Genomic DNA, 19,870 nt, shown 5'->3' with positions numbered 1-19,870 from the left:
CGAAGTAAACAAAAGCCGCCAAGTGCATCGGAATGATGCGCTTGGCGGCTTTCTTGTTTGTACCTATTTGATTCCGACCGGAGTGGATGTGCCGGATTCGCCTGCTTCGTTGACCGCGCTCACTTGGAAGTAACCTGCGGACATGGGGGAGACATATTCGAATCTGGCCTCATCGGTGGAGCCGATTTTACGATATCTGCCGTTCTCGGTCGTGCTGTAGTAGACATTGTACTGCATGACTTGCTCTGAGGTTGCGTTATCGGCCCAGGTGAGCTTAATACCGATATCGGTGCTTTCAAGCTTCACGTTCATCGGGACCGAAGGAGCGGCTAAGCCGCTCTCGCCGGTCGTTGACCCGGGATCAGGAAGCAGAATTCCGCCCGTATCATCGCCCGTACCTTGAACATTACCTTCATCCGTGAAGTCCGGAGTAGGCGGAAGCGGATTGCTTCCGCTGCCTGACGCTACGATGCCGCTCGGTGCAGATTCTCTGCCCGCTACATCAACGGATGTGACATAATAGCTGAACGTTGCCGAACCGCTCACGTAATTGACGAAACGGCTTTCCTGGCCCGTCATAACCGGACTTCCGGTGTAAGTGAAAGGCCCGTCGTTAATAGCGCGGTATAAACGGTAGCCGACAATATCCTTCTCATGAGCCGGAGCAAATACGATACGGTACGCATTCGACTTGCTCACGGTTTCGAGCCGCACATTAGATGGAGCCGAAGGAGCTTTGCCGTCTTCAACTCGCGGATCGACGATCGATGGCGCATCCTGCCCCGCATCCGGCGGCAGGTACATGCTCATCGGCCTGCGGCTGTCTTCCGGCAATTTGGCTTGAGCAGCCTCGATTTCCTGCATGAGCACGTCAAGCGGCTTCTCGCGTTTGACGACCGTGAGTTCCTTGATCATATCCGCCGGCGTTGAAGGCTGCGGAATGTAGTTGACTCCGTTGAATGAGATCACGGCCATTTTGACAAGCGCGTCATCGGATTCCTTCGGCAGGAATTTGCTGTTGAACCAATCGGTTACAAGCCTGCCGCTGCTCCGCGTAAGCTCAGTAGGAAGCTTGCCGCTAACGCTCGATACCGTAGATTTAACAATGCCTGAAGGCATGCTGAACTGTTTCGTAGGGAATAACTCAGGCCGTTCATCCGTCACTTCATTCATAATGAGGGACCAGATGTTCTTGGCATGATTTCTTCCGTCTTTCGACAGCGAGTAAGCTTGCTTCTCATATCCGACCCACACGCCAAGCGTGACATCCGGGGTGTAGCCCTCGAACCAAACATCGCCATAACTTTGCGTGGAGCCTGTTTTACCGACGACTGGGATTTTTCCGTAATTTTTGAACTTGGACGCCACGGCATGACCGGATCCGTTCGGATCAGAAATGACTGTTTTGAGCATATCCGTCATAAGGAAGGCGGTTTGCTGCGAGAATACCCGAAGCGGCTTCGCTTCATGCTTAAAGACAATATCGCCGTTGGCATCGGTAATTTTGCTGATCATGTAAGCATCGTTAAAGACGCCGTCATTCGCAATAGCGCCGTATGCATTCGTAAGCTCTTCAACCGAAACACCGATGCTCAGACCGCCGATTACGCCGGTTTGCGCATACTCATCTTCAGGTTTCAGTGAAGTAATGCCGAGCTTTCTGGCGAACTTCCAAGCTTCCGGAATCGTCACCACTTGGTTGAACAGCTTAAGTGCCGGCAAGTTCAAGGAGCGGTTTAACGCTTCACGCGCTGTAACGAGTCCATAGAACTTCTTATTGAAGTTCATCGGAATATGGAAGCCCTTCTGTCCATCTTTAAGCACCATCGGAGCATCATCCAGCACGCTGGCCGGTTGAATTAAGCCCTTCTCGATGGCAGGAAGGTAAGCCGCGATTGGCTTCATCGTAGAACCGGGCTGCCTTGTCATCTGAGTGGCATGGTTCATCTGCTCGGTGTAGAAGTCGCGGCCTTCCAGCATCCCCAGAATGGCGCCCGTCTTATGATCGAGCATAACGGCAGCCGTTTGCTCCATGCCTTTCTCTTCGCTGTCCGGATCGAAGTTCTCCGGGTTTGTGCCTACTTTATGCATGGCATTATACACACGCTTGTCGATCGTCGTATAGATGTGATAACCGCCGCGCAGCAGGCGCTCCCGCGCTTCTTCAATAAGAGGCGCGTTCTCCTTCTTGCGGACATCCGCAATGGTCAGGTTCGGATTCTCCTGCATGAGCAAAATCTCCGCTCCCTGACGTTCTGCTTCGAGCATCAAGTACGGGAAGGTAGAGTACGCTTTCTCCGTAGGCTTGGCCAGCGAGCCTTTGATATCGAAGGCTAGCGCCTCATCGTATTGTTCTGCGCTGATTCGGCCCGTTTCGAGCATCCGCTTAAGCACAATGTGCTGGCGGTCGATCGAAAGCGCGAAGCCGGATTCGTTGAATTTGCCTTTGCTGGTGAATGCCGTATAGGCGGACGGTCGCTGCGGCAATCCGGCCAAATAGGCGGATTGTGCCGTGTTCAGTTGATTCAGGTCCGTAATATTGAAGATCCCTTTAGCGGCTGCTTTAATACCATATAGATTATAGCCGCTGTTACCTGTACCGAACTGTACCTTGTTCAAGTAAGCCGTCAAAATTTCATCCTTGGTCATAAACCGTTCCAGCCGCAGGGCGAGGAAGATTTCTTTCGCTTTACGACTGTCCGTCTTGTCCAAGGTGAGAAACACTTGGCGAGCCAGCTGCTGCGTGAGCGTACTGCCGCCTGTTTGTGTTTCTTCGTTAAGTACTTTCTGTTTCACGGCGCGCGCCAAACCATTGAAATCCACGCCGATATGTGAGTAGAAATTGTTGTCCTCCGTAGCGAGGACGGCATTTACGACTTGTGGAGGGATGTCAGCTCGCTTAATGAGCCGGCGGTCCTCTTGCGTACGTAATTGTCCGACAGGTGTTTGTCCATCATTAAAATAGACAAAGCCCGTTATGGCGTTCTCGTTTATTTTGGTTTCAATATCAGTGCGGGGGCGTACGGGTTCATCCTTAACGAAGGATGCGACGTAACCTGCGACGGTCGCTCCGGCAAACAATCCGATTAATAATCCGAAAATGAATAGCCATTTGAAGGTTACGAGCGTCACGATTCCAAAAGTCCGCCATTTGCTGTATCCTTTTGTTTTCTGTTGACGGTCTTGATTCATAAAATGATTAGCCTCCTCCGATTAACAGTGCTATTATAGCATAAATCGCCATACGGTTTGCAGTGGAGAACGTGTTTTTGTCCAAACTTAAAGACAAACCAGCTTTCCGTTGACTTTTGCTAAGGCCGTATGATATAACCTAAAACAAGAAAAGTTCATATTGAAACGTGTTGACAGGCATCAGTAGAGCTGCTGATCGACGATTCCAGAGAGCCGGTGGGTGGTGTGAACCGGCACGCGCTGCAGTTTGAATTACCGCCTCGAGCTGATCGGACGAACGAGGCCTCTTTTAAGTCGTTATTAAAGAGGCTCTGCCAGTAGTCTGTTTCCGGATAGAATCCGTTATGAAATGAAGTGAGAGCCGCCATATGGGCATCCGCGTCAGTCCAACTGACGTCCGGTGCCGGCGGCACTAACGAGGGTGGTACCGCGAGCAAATCCTTCTCGTCCCTTGAGGACAGAAGGATTTTTTGTTATTTCGCGGAGGGAGTGCATCGTAATGGTAAAATGGGATCAGCTTACGCCAGAACAGCAGCAGGAAGTAGAAAGACAACTGAACGTCATCCGCCGTGGTGTCGTTGAAATTGTACCGGAGGATGAACTGAAAGCGAAGGTAGCGGCCGCGGTTGCGACGGGCACGCCGCTGAAAGTAAAGCTGGGGCTTGATCCTTCAGCACCGGACATTCATATCGGACACACGGTTGTGCTTCACAAGTTAAGACAATTTCAACAGCTTGGCCATACGGTGCAGCTCATTATCGGCGATTTCACCGGACGGATCGGGGATCCTACCGGTAAATCCGAGACACGCAAGCAATTGACCGAAGAAGACGTAAAGCGCAACGCGGAGACGTATAAGAAGCAAATTTTCAAGCTGCTGGATCCGGCGAAAACGACCGTTTACTACAACTCGGAGTGGCTTAGCCCGCTGCATTTTGCAGATGTCGTAACCTTGTCGGCGAAAGTCACGGTTGCGCGTATGCTCGAACGGGATGATTTTACAAAACGCTACCAATCCGGCCAGCCGATCAGCATCCACGAGTTTTTCTACCCCCTGATGCAAGGTTATGACTCAGTCGCGCTGGAAAGCGATGTTGAGCTTGGCGGAACCGATCAGAAGTTCAATCTGCTCATGGGGCGTACCCTGCAGAGAGAATATGGCAAGAACGCTCAGGTCGCCATTATGACACCGCTTCTCGAAGGTTTGGACGGCGTCAACAAGATGAGCAAGAGCCTTGGCAACTACATCGGGATCGATGAGGAGCCGAATCAAATTTACGGGAAATCCATGTCCATTCCGGATGAGCTGATGATCAAATACTATGAGCTCGCAACGGATATGACCAATGAAGAGCTGCAAGCATTGAGAGACGGACTGGAAGGAGGCAGCGTACATCCGCGTGATGCAAAGATGAGGCTTGGTCGGACGCTAGTACGAATGTATCATGGCGAAGAGGCCGCTGAAACGGCAGAGCAGCATTTTATAACCGTATTCCAGAAACGCGCGCTTCCTACTGATATTGAAGAAGTGCCGCTTTCAAGCCATATCCTTGAAGAAGGCTCCATCAGTATCTTCAAGCTGCTTACGACCCTTGGACTGCAGACCTCTTCCAGTGAGGCGAAGAGGAGCGTTCAGCAAGGCGCTGTGCGTATCAACGAGGTTAAGGTTGAAGACTGGTCAGTCGCGATTACTCCGGTGTCCGGTGATATCGTGCAAGTTGGCAAACGTAAAATTGTTAAAATCGTGCTGGAATAACAAATAATAGAAGCCCGTTTGACGAAGCGATTCGCAGGCGGGCTTTTTCTATTTTTCGACAAGGCTTGTCCGTGTTGTCGTTGTCCATCGAAACTTATGCGAAGAACCTGCGTAATAAATACCGGATGTTCTGCTAGAATATGGTTCATTTTATAAATGAAGGGGGGACTGCTTTGGAAGGTTTATTCATGGGCTGCCTGGTTGGCGGCATTTTATTTGCGATTGTAAGTGTCGTTCTTGGCGACTGGCTTAGCGCTTCGCTCGACGGTATGCTTGATTTCTTGTCCCTGGATGGACATCCGATCTTGCAGCCGATGGCCATCGTCGGCGGCATTACGGTATTCGGCGGCGCCGGCCTGCTTCTGGATAGACATACCGGACTGGGACCGGCAATTGTACTGGTTTTATCGATTCTGTGTGCGGTTGCGGCCGCACTGGGCGTGTATTACTTCTATGTACGCCCGATGCAGAAGACTGAGAATTCAACCGGGTATTCGATGAAGGAGCTTGCAGGTACGATTGGGGAAGTTTCCGTTCCGATACCGGCGAAAGGGTATGGGGAAGTAATGATTCGCGTAGGTGCGGGCCTTACCAGTCATATTGCTTCCAGTCATGATGGCGTCTTGATTCCGAATGGTTCACGCGTCGTTGTGATTAACGTTGAAGGTCATTCGTTAATGGTTTCATTATTGGAGCTGTAATTTTACAACCGAGAGGGGATTTTTATTTGATTCCAGATTACTTAGTCATTCCAGCAGTCGTAGTTGGTGTTCTCATCGTGCTTGGCCTTGCCTTTTGGGCGCGTTACCGCACCGTTGGCCCTGACAAAGCGATGATTGTTACGGGTACATTCCTTGGCGGTCGCAACGCAGCCATTGACGAGACCGGACGCCGGATCAAAATCGTACGCGGCGGCGGGGCATTCATTCTGCCGGTATTCCAAAAAGCAGATTTCCTCTCGCTGCTCTCTCATAAGCTGGATGTATCGACGCCTGAAGTATATACCGAGCAGGGTGTTCCGGTTATCTGTGATGGTGTTGCCATCATTAAGATCGGCGGCACAGTAGAAGATGTTGCCACGGCAGCAGAGCAGTTTCTCGGCAAGCCTACAGAATCGCTCAAAGGCGAGGCGCAAGAAGTATTGGAAGGTCATCTTCGTGCCATTCTCGGCTCGATGACCGTGGAAGAAGTGTACCGGAACCGCGATAAATTCGCGCAGGAGGTACAAGGGATTGCAGCGCTTGATTTGAAGAAAATGGGGCTGCAAATCGTTTCGTTCACAATCAAGGATGTTCGCGATAAGCATGGTTATCTGGATGCACTGGGTAAGCCGCGTATCGCAGCTGTAAAGCGAGACGCAGACATTGCGGAAGCGGAAGCCGTTCGGGATTCGCGGATTCAGAAGGCGAAAGCGGAAGAACAAGGACAGAAGGCCGAGCTGCTTCGGGATACGAACATCGCGGAAGCGTCCAAAGCGAAGGAGCTTAAGGTAGCTTCCTTTAAGAAAGAGCAGGATTCCGCTAAAGCGGAAGCGGACCAAGCTTACGCGATTCAAGAAGCGAAAGCGAAGCAGCAAGTGGTCGAAGAGCAAATGCAGGTGGAGATCGTCCGTAAAGAGCGTGAGATCGATATCGAAGGCAAAGAGATTTTGCGCCGCGAGAAACAGTACGATGCGGAAGTGAAGAAGAAGGCGGATGCGGACCGCTATGCAGTGGAACAAGCCGCTGAAGCGGACAAATCGAAGCGGATGCGCGAAGCAGATGCTGCGCAGTACAAGATCGAAGCCGAAGCGCGTGCAAATGCGGAGCAGAAGCGACTTGAAGGTATGGCGATAGCAGATGCGGAGCGTGCCAAAGGTACTGCTGAGGCAGAGGTTATCCGTCTTCGCGGTTTGGCAGAAGCGGAAGCGAAAGAAAAGCTGGCGAGAGCGTTCGAACTCTTCGGCGAAGCAGCCGTTCTCGACATCATTGTGAAGATGCTTCCTGAATTGGCCGGTAAAGTGGCCGATCCGATTCGCGCGATCGACAAGCTGACGATCGTGGATACCGGACACGGGGAAGGTGCGGCACGTTTAAGCAACTACGTGACTTCTTTGATGGCAACAGCGCCGGAAATGCTGAAGAGCGTCTCCGGAATCGATCTGAACGCCTTCGTAAGAGGGTTAACAAACAAATCGCAGCTTACTTCCGATGCTGCGGCAACTGCAGTATTACCCGATTCCCTAGTCCAAGAAGTAGCGGCTAAATTAGCAAAACCAACCGAATAAGCATAAAAAAGAGCGGTCCGAATATTCGGACCGCTCGATTAATTAACGGCTGTAGAACTCGACGATTTGTTTCTCGTCGATCTCTTGTGGAAGTTCAGCACGTTCTGGAAGACGAACGAATTTACCTTCAACAGCGCTGTCGTTGAACTCAAGGTAGTTCGGTAGGAAGTTACGTCCTGCCAAAGCTTCTTTGATCGATTTCAATGCACGGCTGCGCTCACGAAGACCGATTACATCGCCGATCGATACTGTGTAAGAAGCGATGTCGACTTTCTTACCGTTTACAGTAACGTGACCGTGGGATACAAGCTGACGAGCGCCTGCACGGGAGTTTGCGAAACCAAGACGGTAAACCAGGTTGTCCAGACGGCTCTCAAGAAGCGCCATGAAGTTTTCACCGGCAATACCTTTTTGTTTCGAAGCTTTGTCAAACAGGTTACGGAATTGTTTTTCGTTCATGCCGTACATGTGACGAAGCTTTTGTTTTTCTTGCAATTGAATGCCGTAACCGCTCATTTTCTTGCGTTGTCCCGGACCGTGTTGGCCTGGTGGGAATGCGCGTTTCAATTCTTTACCTGTACCGCTTAGGGAAATGCCGAGGCGACGGCTAAGTTTAAATTTAGGACCTGTATATCTTGACATGTGTCGTAAAACTCCTTCTTCAAATGGGATGTTTGAAATGGGTGTTTCGCCGAGTGCTGTCTACGCTGCATTGTTTGCACAATGAAGTCCTATCAGGTATGTTCAGCCGCAGACCTGGTAGCGACAGTCTCTTGAGGGTGACACAAAACCGTTCCCATGTATTCAACTATAAATATTATATAAGTTGAGCGTCGAATGTCAAGCGAATCGGCTTAGAAACTTGCCAGGGAATTTCATGAATCGCATCCCGGAAATTCGCTGTATCGCAAGACCTACTTATCTAGTGCCAAAAGTAGTGCATTTCAATAATTTATCAAGTATAGTTGTAGAATGGTAGTGACAAATTTCAACATGGAAATCGAATATGGAATGAGGTGATGCTGCGGTGAAATCCATCGATTCTGATTGGATGAATAATACGAACTATAAGGCTGATATTCGCTTGAATACGCAGCAGCCAACGTCATCATTTCCTCCAGGTGATATCCATGAAAGCAGCGATTCAACGGTCATTTCCCTACTAAAGGAAAGCTTCCAACATTGGTTGGAGGAAGCGAAGGCAATGAAGTCGCCCTTGCTTGATTATGAGCTTGCTCTGTATAGCGCTGCCGGACAAGTTATTGCGCAACATGGGCAAGCGGTAAATGAGATTCAGTCCGTTCGGTTGGAGGTTTCGTTACTTAATCGTTCGACCGAGCCGCAAAGCATTGCGACATTGGTGCTCGTTAAACGTGAGAAGAGCGATGCGCTTCATTCCCTGCTGCATACGTCCGCGCTCTTGATTCGCCAAATGTTCTATCACCGGTTCGATGTGAGGGTCGTCAGGGATTTGCATAACAGACAGAAGCTGAGCGAGAAGGAAGCCAGGCATCAAGATACGATGTTCAATGTTGCGAAGAGACTGCATGATCAGAATGACGTTTCGATGGTGCTTCAGGTTTTACTGCAGGATATGGCCGAACTGTATCCGCTCGCAGACGTGAATTTATATTTGTCGCAAGACCATGTGAATAATGATCCGCGGGTCAAACCGCTTATGCTTAGGCACAGTACGGAAGATATCTATGCGAGATCGTTTCTTTCCGGACAGCCGATCGTCAGCTCTGAGGAGAACAGCACGAAGGTAGCGATCCCGATGAGCGGCAAACAAGCCGTATACGGCGTTCTTAGCTTAGTTATGCAAGCTGCACACTGGGAAGATGCCGAGATTCGGGCGCTTGTCATGTTGGCAGATACGGCAGGCTCTGCATTTGAGAATGCCAAGCTTTTTGAGCAATCCAACTTGTTAATCAGCGAATTGCAGCTCATTAATGAGTTAGCGAAACGACTTAATCAATCGCTTCGTCTCAATGAAGTATTCGATTTCGCGTTGACGGAACTGCTGCATATTTTCAAAGCGGATTACTGCCATTTGATCCAATTGACCAATGAACAGCAAAGCTTCCAAATCGCGGCGAGCAATTTGCCTTCCGTGGTAGGTGAGAAGTGTCCCACAGCTTACGGTTTCTGCGGAATCGTTCATAGCACGAAAGAGCCGCTCATCATATCCGACTACTTGGCTACGCGAGTGGTTGAATCGAAGCTGATGGACGAAACAGGCTCGAGATCACTTATTGCTGCGCCGGTCTTGTCCGGTTCGGAACTGTTTGGTGTGATCATGGTCTCCGATAAGAGCGCAAACTATTTCTCTTACGAGAACTACAAGCTGCTTCAGGTGCTGACCACCCACATCGGACTGGCGATTTCCAATGCATCCTTGCATGCCGAAGTAAGGCGGATGGTCATTACGGATAACTTGACCGGATTATATGCCCGGAATTATTTGAATGAGCAAATTCAATATCGTCAGCGGAAGGATCCTTGCGGCTCGCTCGTCTTGGTGGATATCGATCACTTCAAGAAAGTGAACGATACATACGGCCATCTCATCGGAGACAGCATTCTCGTGATCGTGAGCGAAGTGATTCGCTCCTGTATTCGCGACAGCGATATTGCTGCGAGATGGGGCGGCGAGGAGCTTGCCGTTTATTTGCCTCAAATTAGATCGATGCAAGCTTACCGTATCGCAGAGCGTATCCGCAATATGGTGGAAGAGCACACAGAGCCGAAGGTGACCGTATCCTGCGGACTTTCGGAGTGGACGTTCGAGGAGGAGAAAATCAGCGTCGAATCTTTATTTTATCGGGCGGATATGGCGCTGTACGAGGCGAAGAAGAATGGGCGCAATCGCATCATGATCGGATAATAGCGGTTAAACGAGTAACGGCGGCGACTTTTATGGCTGCCGTTTTTTTGTTGTTTCGTTACATAAAGACAAGCGATGCAACAGACGCTAAGTAAGATAGGCACAAAGGGATGGGCTGGAGGCGAATGGAATGAAAATAATGAAATGGATGACATGTTGTTTAATTATGATTACGGTAATCGGCTGCAATTCAGCAGTAGACAATAAATCGCCGGGAGAGCTGCTTTCCTTATCCGTATCAGGCTTGTCCGGCGTTGATCGGTATGCATTTACAGGGGATACGGGCATCGGTCTAACCGGCTTATCACCGATAAAGGCGATGACATTTCAAGGAACGGTTGAAAATCATAACAATGTGAAAGTGAAAGCTAACAATCCGGATTCGCTTGGGGGATCGATCCATCCGCTCGATTATCTCAGACAAGTGGAAAATAATGCTCAGACTACGGAATTAGTGCCCTCAGAATCAGGAAATCGCACCGCGGTACTACGCATTACTTCGAATGAGGCGAAAGCGAAGGCGACTTGGGTACAAACGCTGCGAGACGAATTTAGCGTTCTTGAGAAGAAAGTGCCCGCTGCTTCTGCTTCCAAGAATACCATGCAAAGGAAACAGGCATCAGGAGCTGAAGGTTCGCTTGAGAGAGAGTGGAATGAAGAACTCAGCCGTTCCAAAGCACAGCTTGAAGCGATGCTGTCCACGCTTCGCGTGCAATCCAGCTGCCGCATGGTCATTGACCGCAAGAAACTGCTGCCTCTGCAATTAGAGGAGAAGACGACGCTCCAGTATAAAGCAGAAGGGCAGGACCGAAAAGAGTCACGCGTCACGAAGATCGTGTTTACCCGTCTCGGAGGGGGCCAACTGTAGCCTTCGTGCATCACAGCTTGAAAAATGGTAGGATAGGTTATGAATTTATTAACTGGAGGTTATTGAACAATGCGCGATCCTCGTATGCAGAAGCTTGCAGAAAATTTAGTCGGATACTCCATCAATGTACAGCCTGGAGAGAATGTCCTTATCGATATGATTGGATCGGAGCGAGAGCTTGCGAAATGCATCGTCGAAGAAGTGGCTAAGAAAGGCGGACGTCCTTTCGTTGAGACAAGTGACCGTTCCGTATTGCGTTCGATGCTGATGAATGCGACAGAAGAGCAAATTAAGCTGTGGGCATCGTTTGACTTGAAACGAATGGAAGCCATGGATGGATACATAGCGATTCGCGCCGGAGAGAACATTAATTCCCTGGCTGATGTGCCGAGTGACAAGATGAACCTGTACGAAAAATATTACCGTCACCCGATCCACTCCGAGCAGCGTGTAAAGCATACGAAGTGGGTAGTTCTGCGTTACCCGAACGATTCCATGGCGCAATTGGCGAACATGAGCACGGAAGCGTTCGAGGACTTCTACTTTAACGTATGCAACCTTGACTATGCGAAGATGGACAAGGCGATGGACCCGCTCGAAGAGCTGATGAAGAAAACCGACAAAGTACGCATCGTTTCCCCGGGAACGGATCTGACGTTCTCGATTAAAGGGATCGGTGCAGAGAAATGTTCCGGTCAGAAGAACATTCCGGACGGCGAAGTGTTCAGCTGTCCGATTCGTGATTCCGTCCAAGGTACGATCACATACAACTCGCCATCGGTATATTCCGGCGTCACGTTCGAGAACATTAAGTTTACGTTCAAAGACGGCAAAATCGTCGAAGCGACAAGCAACAATACCGAGAAGCTGAACGAAATTCTGGACATGGATGAAGGTGCGCGTTACATTGGCGAGTTCAGCCTTGGCTTTAACCCGTACATTCTGCATCCGATGAAAGATATTTTGTTCGATGAGAAAATCGCAGGCAGCCTGCACTTTACTCCGGGACAAGCTTACGAGGAAACCGATAACGGTAATCGTTCCGCAGTTCACTGGGATCTTGTCCTCATTCAAAGACCGGAATACGGCGGCGGCGAAGTGTATTTCGATGATCGTTTGATCCGTAAGGACGGGCATTTCGTCATTCCTGAACTGGAAGGCCTCAATCCGGAAAACTTAAAGTAAAATTCCCTTGAAGGAATACAAGAATCGGGTTATGATGAATGAAGCTAGCGAAAATAACTAAATTATGGAGGGATTCCCATGTCCAATAACGCGGCAATCGTTGATATTTCCCAAACGGCCAACAAATTCCAATCGTCCATTGTACTCCAAGCCGAGAATAAATACATTGACGTTAAGAGCATCCTCGGTCTATTCACGACATTGGTCGGCGGACATTCCTATGAGCTCCACGTCCATGGTGCTGACGCTGAAGAAGCGAAAGCGGCACTGGCAGCAGTGTTCGAGAAACATAATCTTAAAGTAAACGTAGTTGAATAGCTGTTCCTTATAATCACATATAGCGCCTCGCCGAGATATCGGCGAGGCGCTTATTGTTTTGACCTTGTACATTCCGTTGATTTCGACTAATATAAAGAATAGATAAATGGATTAGTATCACGCATTAAGGAGGAGTACGATGTCTTCATCCGATGTTCTTATTCATCTGCATCAAAAAGCGCTCAATCTCCTTCACGAGGATGCCACCAAAATCGAAAAGTTGATCGAAGTGCAAATGGAAAATTTGGCGACGAGAAAATGTCCGCTTTATGAAGAAGTATTGGACACTCAAATATACGGCTTTTCCAGAGAAATCGATTTTGCGATTCGTGCAGGACTTGTCGGCGAAACGGTCGGCAAAGAAATTATCAACAAATTGGAAAGAAACTTGGCGCAGTTGTATGAGGCGTTAAACGGGTAGCCGCGATTTCGCAGCTGCTCTTTTTTTATACTAAACCAAAAAGACGTTCCGTCAAATGACGGAACGTCTTTTTGCAGGCTAGACCAGGTAGAATGAAATACCCAGAATGATGTAAACGATCAAGAGCAACGCGCCTTCATACCAGTTCGTCTTGCCGTCCTTGGAGATGGACTTGGCAATAAAGACGGATACGGCAATCGCTGTAAGCTCAATCGGAGTGAACACGATATCCATCGTAGGTCCAAACAGTGTACTGACCAGGATAAGAACCGGGGCAACAAACAAGGCGATTTGCAAACTGCTGCCGACTGCAATTTCTACTGCGGCTCCGATTTTGTTCTTCATCGCGAGCAAGACGGCTGCACTGTGTTCTGCCGCATTACCGACGATCGCAATCAGGAAGGCACCGACAAACACTTCAGAGAAGCCGAAATCAGCTGTAAACGTATGTAGGGTGCTAACGAGCCATTCGCTGACGAAAGCCGTCATAACGGTCGCAAGGATGAGGAATATGACGGACGTATTTTTCGACCAAGCGGGTTCTTCGCCGTGATCGGGTGTAGTTTCTTCGACATCCTCGAGAATGTCCTTGTGCGTGACCATTGAGAAAATGAGCCAGAGCACATAAGCGACTATGAGAATGATCGCAATCGTAATGCTGAGGAATTTGGTGCTGTCCGCTGAGAAATGCTGATTGGTAATAAAGATCGCAGGAATGGCAAGCGCGATGACAGCCAGGATCATGAGCGAAGAGTTATGGCTGGCAAGCTGCACATTGAATTTCTGCTCTTTATACTTCAAGCCGCCAAGCAGAACGCTGGCACCCAGTACGAGTAGAAGGTTACCGATAATGGAACCGGTGATGCTGGCTTTTACCATATCGAATAGTCCTTCGCGGACAAGGAATATCGCAATGATCAATTCCGCCGCATTTCCGAACGTAGCATTCAGGAAGCCGCCAAGCCGCTGACCGGCATAGTGCGCGACGCTCTCGGTAGCTTTGCCCAGAAAGCCGGCTACAAACAAGATCGCAGCTGCTGAAATGATAAATTCAACGGTCGTGCCGAAATGCGCATAGTGACTTATTCCGCTTAATACAAACAGTCCGATTAGCAAAGTAAAAAACAATTTCTGATTCACAGTCAAGGCACCTCGTTCTTCAAGTGGTAATATTGGAAATCTGTTAACACTATAGCTGAAAATGGCGAATGTGTAAACTTGGTAATCGACAACATTCAAAGAAGATTGACAATTTCAGGGGGAGACATTTATGTTGGAATAATATAACAGGTAATGGAAAGGGAGAGCTGAGTTTCTTGTATGATCATTCGTTATTCTCACGTAAAGTCGGAGGAATATTCATCGCAATTATTCTGCTGCTCGGAACACTGTTGATACCTGGCGAGGAGGCAGCTGGGGACGCCTCCGGAAATGATCCATTTATCCGCCAGGAATGGAATATCGCGGTTCCCGGATACATAGGCAATCTGAAGATGTCATCGCACGGTCTGCTATATGTTATCAGTTCAGAGGATCATGAAGCAGGAACCTTATATGCAATCACAAAGGACGGCAAGATTGTATGGAAGCGCTACTTGCCTCTGGCATCCAGAACGCCGACCATAGATGATAGCACTAAACGTATATATGTAGCTGACGGTGCACTGCGGGCATTGGATGCAGCAACAGGCGAGCTGCTGTGGTCCTTTGCGCCGCCTAATGATACGACGACCGGAGTGCCTACCGTCGATCATGATGTGATCTTTACGGTCTCGAACTTAACAGGCACAGTCTATGCGGTTGATCGTAATGGGAAGCTGCTTTGGAAGGATCAGATAACGGAGGCTGGTGTATTATCGCCTGTAGCCGTGTCCGACTCAGGTATAACGGTGGTCCTGCGGACGGTTCTGCGAGTAGAAGTCGATGCAAAAGATCCATTGGCGTATCAAATCTATCAGGAGGATGGGTCCACCAAATCCTTTGTGGATATTTCCACTCTGCATGCTTTTGATCAAGATGGGTTCCCGTTATGGCGAACTGAGCTCCGTGGCATGGGAGTGCTCAGGGAGGCGCCTCTTGCAATTGACGGCGGTTTTGCAATCGGTGGAGAAGCCTTTTACATCGTCTCGGATAACGGTCAAGTGCTGTATAAGCCGGAGACGATTTCTCCATCAAATCCCGGACAGACGAGGTTGATTGACGGCGTGTTATATTATCCATCCGGGAACCAGATCGAAACGTTCGATATGACAGGCAAACGATTGACGACGTTACATACAGGCGGCGTTGCCGGCAACGCCGTTAAGGATAGTGCGGGACGGATTGTGTTCTGGCAAGAATTCGGAAGAATTCTAATGGTCAATCAAGACGGATCCTGGCGAATATTGTTGACGCCGGATTCGGGCTACCCATCCGGCTCACTCGTACTGGATGAAGACGGAACGTATTTTACGGTATACTCCGGTCAATCAAGCAGCCATATTATGGCCTTCAAAGATACTTCCGTTAAGCAGCCTCAGGCTAATAATGGGTTAAAGCTGTTGCTCGACGGTCAGCCGCTGCGTTTAACAACCGAACCGGTCGTCGCGCGAGGGAGGCTGTACTTGCCGATGAGAGAACTGTTCACAGCGCTGGGAGCTACAGTGAATTATGATGTACGCAGCAAAACGATTACGGCTAAGAGAGGCAGTACGGTCATTACTTTAACGATTGGAAAATTGCAGGCCGTAGTAAATGGAAGGAGCGTCACATTAGATGCACCGGGCAAACTGTTAAACGGTCATATGATGATTCCGTTAAGATTCGTAGGGGAGAGCTTCGGTTATACCGTTAGTTGGGATCAGGATGAGCAGACGATTCAGATTGCTTCCTAAATCATCCGGAAACAACCAAACAACATTGTATTTGCCTTGCTTCGGATGTGCCGTTCCATTACAATGGAAACATAAGGTGAACGAGGAGTGAGTGGCATGACAGAAGAGCTTCAAACCGGCATCATACGTATTTCAGACGACGTAGTCGCCACCATCGCGGGACTGGCTGCACTTGAGACTCCGGGCATTGCTGCTATGTCTGGAGGTATTTCCGAAGGGCTGGCGAAACGCCTGAGCGGGAAGAACGCACAAAAAGGCGTATCGGTCGAAGTGGGCCAGCTGGAAGCCGCGATCGATTTAAGAATCATCGTGAAATATGGCATTCCGATTCAAGAAGTTTGCCGTCAACTGCAGGAGAATGTACGCGAAACGGTTGCGAACATGACAGGACTTCACGTCGTTGAAGTGAACATCAAGGTTGAAGGCGTAGCCTTCAAGGAAGAAGAAATCGAAGAGCTTGCAAGGCTGAAATAATGGATTGGAACAAGAAAGGCATGCCCCTGGGGGCATGCCTTTCTTGTATTATCGACTGCGTCGCTGTTGCTGCGGCTTATCCGGCTTGTTATATTCACGCGAGATGCTGAGCAGTATGCCCATGCTTAGCAATGAAACAATGAGCGAGGAGCCGCCATGGCTGACAAACGGGAGCGTTACACCCGTGATCGGAATTGCGCCGGTCACACCGCCGATGTTAACGAGTGTTTGAACGGCGAACAACCCGACGATGCCGACCCCGACGATGGTACCGTAGCTATCGGGACATCGAACGGCAACGAGTAATCCTCGCCAGAGGAAAAATAAATAGAAGAGCAGGAAGAGCAGACTTCCGATAAAGCCGAATTCTTCGGCGATGATGGAGAAGATGAAGTCGCTGTAAGGATAAGGCAAATATTTCAGCTTCTGTACGCTGTGCCCGAAGCCAGCGCCGGTAATGCCGCCGTGCCCAAGCGCTTGCAGAGAGCGCGATAAGTGAAAGGTGCTGTTCTGTTCATCCGATAGCGGATCCATAAACGCCGTGAAACGATTGATCCGGTACTGCCAGTCGTCATGATCATTCATGATTGAAATGCTGGCCCAGGATGCGACAACGGAACAAATAATAATGCCTGCGAGAAATAATTGCTTTAGGTTGGCCCCGCCGGCAACGATGATAATTATGGAGCAAGCACCGATAACGATACAAGCACCCAAATCGGGCTGCATCATGATGATTAAGCAAATGATTCCGATAATGACGAAGACCGGGACGAGCCCTTTTTTGAAATCTCTAAACTTCTCGCCTTTCTTGGCAATCAGTGAGCCTAAATAAAGGATGAGACCCAGCTTGACGAATTCGGTGGGCTGAATGCCGATCGGCCCGATATAGAGCCAGCTTTGAGCACCGTTTAATTCTTTGCCGACAAAAGGGACCAAAATGAGCGTAATCATAACGGGGATGAAGTAGAGGATGAAGCCTTTTTTGAACACGGTATAGGGGATGTTCATCACTACGAACATCGAGATCGTTCCTAAGACGGCCCACATCAGCTGTCGCTTCGTATAATACAAGGCGTCGAAATTCGAGGCTTTCGAAATCACAGCCGTGTTTGAACTTGCGCTGAACACCATAACAAGACCAAAGCCGACTAAAAGCAGCGTGAGCACCAGAAGCAAGAAATCCGGCCTGCCGCGCAGGCCGAGTGTCTTTGTTTTCGTCGTTTGTGGCTTCATAGCCAACTAGGCAAGCAATTTCTTCAATTCTTGCAGACGTTGAGTTGCCGCATTCAGAATCGGCTGAGGTACAGGCGATTCATAGTCCAGACCATGCGGGAACGTAGCTCGTCCGATATAAACGGATTCCACTTGCAGCACAGCGTGAGAGGACTCCAGCTTACCTTCAATTGCGCGGACATTGAAGCGCAGGAAGTATTCTTCACGATTTGTGCGGTCTTCCAGCTTCAGGTCGTACGTAGCGCGGTAATATTCCCATTGCCAGCGAACAAAGCCAAGCTTCTCCGCCGACTCGTCAAGGTGCGCGAGTTCGCTAGTCATGCCGTTCAGGCCTGTATTCTCAATAATCATAGGGTGATCCTCCTTCAAGCTTCAGAACAGGTTTTCTTCTTATTCATGATAGTATTTTTCATGCACCAGTGCAAGCCTAACTCCCGTTGCCTCAAGGCGCAAAAAGTGACATATTTACGAAAAATGTTGCCTAAAATCGCCAAAAAACAAATTTCAGTTCACTCTCTCATTCTGGTACAATAGAGCATAAGTCAATTGTGAGCGAGGGGGTTTGTAAGCGTGAGTATAACAAACAAGATGGAAGCACAGCTGCAAACTGTCTATCCGAATATGGTGCAGTGGCGCAGGTATATGCATCAGCATCCGGAATTATCTTTTCATGAGAAGGAAACATCTCGCTGGATCGAGCAGCAGCTGGCAGAGATAGGCTGTGAAGTGAAGACCAGAGTCGGCGGAGGTTACGGATTGGTCGCTTCCATATATGGCGATAAGCCGGGACCGGTCATTGCACTTCGAACCGATATCGATGCACTTCCCATCCAAGATGAGAAACAAACGGCGTACATTTCGAAGGTACCCGGTGTTATGCATGCTTGCGGTCATGACGCGCATACAGCAACGATGCTTGCTATTGCCCGCTTCTATAGTGAAAATAAAGAACATTTCGCAGGGGAAAGAAGATTGATCTTCCAGCCTGCCGAAGAAGTATCGCCCGGCGGTGCGATGGGGATGATCGCGGGCGGGGCGCTCGACGGCGTTGATGCTATCTATGGCGTACATCTCTGGACACCGCTTCCATATGGTCTGGCCGCAACGAAACCGGGGCCGTTCATGGCAGCGCCGGATGAAATTTATATCGATATTACTGGCAAAGGCGGACATGGCGGACTACCGCATGAAACCGTCGACGCAGTCTTGGTCGCATCGGCCATTGTACAAGCGATCCAGTCGATCGTAAGCCGAAACGTGAACCCGTTAGATCCTGCCGTTGTGTCGATCGGTTCGATCCATGCAGGCTCGACGGCCAATGTCATTGCGGAACGTTGCCGGATGACGGGGACAGTTCGCACGTTCACCGATGAGGTCCGATCCTTTATTCAAAGCAGGCTGAGAACGATCGTGACACAAACTGCGGCGATCTATGGCGCAACGGCAGAACTGGAGTACCGGGATGGGTATCCTCCCGTAGTGAATGATCCGGAAGAAGCAGCACGATTCTTCAAGGTGGCACCTGAGGTATTTGGCAATGAAGGTGTACAGGAATCCGCGCTGATTATGGCTGGGGAAGACTTCACCTACTATTTGCGCGAAGTTCCGGGCTGCTTCATGTTCGTAGGCGCTGGCAATGAAGCTTGCGGAGCTGCTTATCCGCATCACCATCCGAAGTTCGATTTGGACGAACGGGCGATGCTGAAAGCGGCGAAGCTCATGATTGCAATGGCGGAGGACTTTGCGGCACAAGAGTAAGAACGTCAAAGCTTCATTCATAAAAAGTCGACAAACGGCAACCCTAGTGTTGAAGTCCATGCATACGTCGAACGTGTACGTGCGATTCATCAAGGAGGGAACTGCAATTATGGCGCGACTGGTGAAGGAATTAATGTCTACCGACTGTGTGACTGCGACACTGCTGGATAATGTGTATGAGCTTGCCGTATTGATGAAGGATCATAATATCGGCTTTGTCCCCATCGTGGATGGGAAGAAATTAATTGGCGTTGTAACGGACCGCGACTTGGTTGTTCGCGGCTACGCCGAGAAACATTCCGGTTCTACAGCAGTAGCGGAGGTCATCACGAAGGATGTCGTGACAATCGATGCGAAGACGACGGTAGATGAAGCGGGCAAACTGATGGCTTCCCATCAAATTCGCCGTCTGCCGGTGGTCGAGAATGGGAATTTGGTCGGAATTGTTGCGATCGGCGACTTGGCGGTTCGAGAAGTATTCGTCGATGAGGCGGGCGATGCACTCAGCAGCATTTCGCAGGAGATGCATAATGAGCAGCAAACGATTGTCCATTAATGCAAGAACAAGCGATTTGGCATTAACTGCCGAATCGCTTTTTTTGTATGCATAATCCGGCCGGAAACTTTCAATACTGA

General features: G+C 49.5%; 17 protein-coding genes and 1 other annotated feature. Of the genes, 12 read left to right on the top strand and 5 right to left on the bottom strand.

All coding sequences use genetic code 11. The features are described 5' to 3' along the window. Positions 1-63: 63 nt before the first annotated feature. The gene (locus I8J30_RS00360; RefSeq protein WP_210654448.1) at positions 64-3,192 is read right to left on the bottom strand and encodes a transglycosylase domain-containing protein; all 3,129 of its coding nucleotides are present in this window, start codon (positions 3,190-3,192) and stop codon (positions 64-66) included. A gap of 161 nt (positions 3,193-3,353) precedes the next feature. Further along, positions 3,354-3,647, top strand: a binding site (T-box leader). 44 nt (positions 3,648-3,691) lie between these two features. On the opposite strand from I8J30_RS00360, the gene tyrS reads away from it, so the two are divergent. The 3 genes from tyrS (at position 3,692) to I8J30_RS00345 (ending at position 7,214) form a co-directional block, all read left to right on the top strand. Continuing rightward, positions 3,692-4,948 (top strand): tyrosine--tRNA ligase, encoded by a 1,257-nt coding sequence (gene tyrS / locus I8J30_RS00355; RefSeq protein WP_210654447.1) that lies wholly within the window; start codon positions 3,692-3,694, stop codon positions 4,946-4,948. Between the two features lie 173 nt (positions 4,949-5,121). Next, on the top strand, positions 5,122-5,649 hold the full coding sequence (locus I8J30_RS00350; protein ID WP_210654446.1) for an NfeD family membrane protein: 528 nt from the start codon (positions 5,122-5,124) through the stop codon (positions 5,647-5,649). Positions 5,650-5,678: 29 nt separating this feature from the next. Further along, positions 5,679-7,214, top strand: a complete 1,536-nt coding sequence (locus I8J30_RS00345) for an SPFH domain-containing protein (RefSeq protein WP_210655976.1) — start codon at positions 5,679-5,681, stop codon at positions 7,212-7,214. A gap of 42 nt (positions 7,215-7,256) precedes the next feature. Here the strand turns inward: I8J30_RS00345 and rpsD are convergent, their stop codons facing one another. Continuing rightward, positions 7,257-7,856, bottom strand: coding sequence for a 30S ribosomal protein S4 (gene rpsD, locus I8J30_RS00340; RefSeq protein ID WP_091215399.1), 600 nt, complete (start codon positions 7,854-7,856; stop codon positions 7,257-7,259). Positions 7,857-8,241: 385 nt separating this feature from the next. Between rpsD and I8J30_RS00335 the strand changes: the two genes are divergently transcribed. The 5 genes from I8J30_RS00335 (at position 8,242) to I8J30_RS00315 (ending at position 12,893) form a co-directional block, all read left to right on the top strand. Then, positions 8,242-10,101, top strand: coding sequence for a sensor domain-containing diguanylate cyclase (locus tag I8J30_RS00335; RefSeq protein ID WP_338044744.1), 1,860 nt, complete (start codon positions 8,242-8,244; stop codon positions 10,099-10,101). A gap of 130 nt (positions 10,102-10,231) precedes the next feature. Beyond that, entirely contained in the window at positions 10,232-10,969 is a 738-nt protein-coding gene (locus tag I8J30_RS00330; protein ID WP_210654445.1) for a hypothetical protein, read from the top strand. Positions 10,970-11,038: 69 nt separating this feature from the next. Then, positions 11,039-12,154: an aminopeptidase gene (locus I8J30_RS00325; RefSeq protein ID WP_210654444.1), complete on the top strand. Its 1,116-nt coding sequence runs from the start codon at positions 11,039-11,041 to the stop codon at positions 12,152-12,154. Between the two features lie 78 nt (positions 12,155-12,232). After that, complete coding sequence (locus tag I8J30_RS00320; RefSeq protein WP_091215406.1) at positions 12,233-12,472, top strand: HPr family phosphocarrier protein; 240 nt, start codon at positions 12,233-12,235, stop codon at positions 12,470-12,472. Between the two features lie 139 nt (positions 12,473-12,611). Further along, entirely contained in the window at positions 12,612-12,893 is a 282-nt protein-coding gene (locus I8J30_RS00315) for an Fpa/YlaN family protein (protein WP_091215409.1), read from the top strand. Between the two features lie 78 nt (positions 12,894-12,971). On the opposite strand, the gene cax is transcribed toward I8J30_RS00315, so the two are convergent. Beyond that, entirely contained in the window at positions 12,972-14,033 is a 1,062-nt protein-coding gene (cax, locus tag I8J30_RS00310) for a calcium/proton exchanger (RefSeq protein WP_210654443.1), read from the bottom strand. Positions 14,034-14,209: 176 nt separating this feature from the next. On the opposite strand from cax, the gene I8J30_RS00305 reads away from it, so the two are divergent. Next, on the top strand, positions 14,210-15,766 hold the full coding sequence (locus tag I8J30_RS00305; RefSeq protein ID WP_210654442.1) for a stalk domain-containing protein: 1,557 nt from the start codon (positions 14,210-14,212) through the stop codon (positions 15,764-15,766). Between the two features lie 96 nt (positions 15,767-15,862). Further along, positions 15,863-16,240 (top strand): Asp23/Gls24 family envelope stress response protein, encoded by a 378-nt coding sequence (locus I8J30_RS00300; protein WP_210654441.1) that lies wholly within the window; start codon positions 15,863-15,865, stop codon positions 16,238-16,240. 48 nt (positions 16,241-16,288) lie between these two features. Here I8J30_RS00300 and ftsW read toward each other — a convergent pair whose 3' ends face one another. Next, on the bottom strand, positions 16,289-17,476 hold the full coding sequence (ftsW, locus tag I8J30_RS00295) for a putative lipid II flippase FtsW (RefSeq protein WP_210655973.1): 1,188 nt from the start codon (positions 17,474-17,476) through the stop codon (positions 16,289-16,291). Between the two features lie 6 nt (positions 17,477-17,482). Continuing rightward, positions 17,483-17,827 carry a YugN family protein gene (locus I8J30_RS00290; protein ID WP_090978214.1) on the bottom strand — a complete coding sequence of 115 codons (345 nt, stop codon included), beginning with the start codon at positions 17,825-17,827 and terminating at the stop codon, positions 17,483-17,485. Between the two features lie 219 nt (positions 17,828-18,046). Between I8J30_RS00290 and I8J30_RS00285 the strand changes: the two genes are divergently transcribed. After that, positions 18,047-19,234, top strand: coding sequence for an amidohydrolase (locus I8J30_RS00285; RefSeq protein ID WP_338044743.1), 1,188 nt, complete (start codon positions 18,047-18,049; stop codon positions 19,232-19,234). A gap of 109 nt (positions 19,235-19,343) precedes the next feature. Then, a complete protein-coding gene (locus I8J30_RS00280) occupies positions 19,344-19,790 on the top strand; it encodes a CBS domain-containing protein (protein ID WP_210654440.1) in 447 nt (148 codons plus the stop codon). The last annotated feature ends 80 nt before the right edge of the window (positions 19,791-19,870 follow it).

The sequence above is a fragment of the Paenibacillus lignilyticus genome, from assembly GCF_017942085.1.
GTDB lineage: Bacteria > Bacillota > Bacilli > Paenibacillales > Paenibacillaceae > Paenibacillus_Z > Paenibacillus_Z lignilyticus.
Note: the sequence above shows the minus strand (reverse complement) of the source record. Positions and strands in the feature narration are given on the sequence as shown.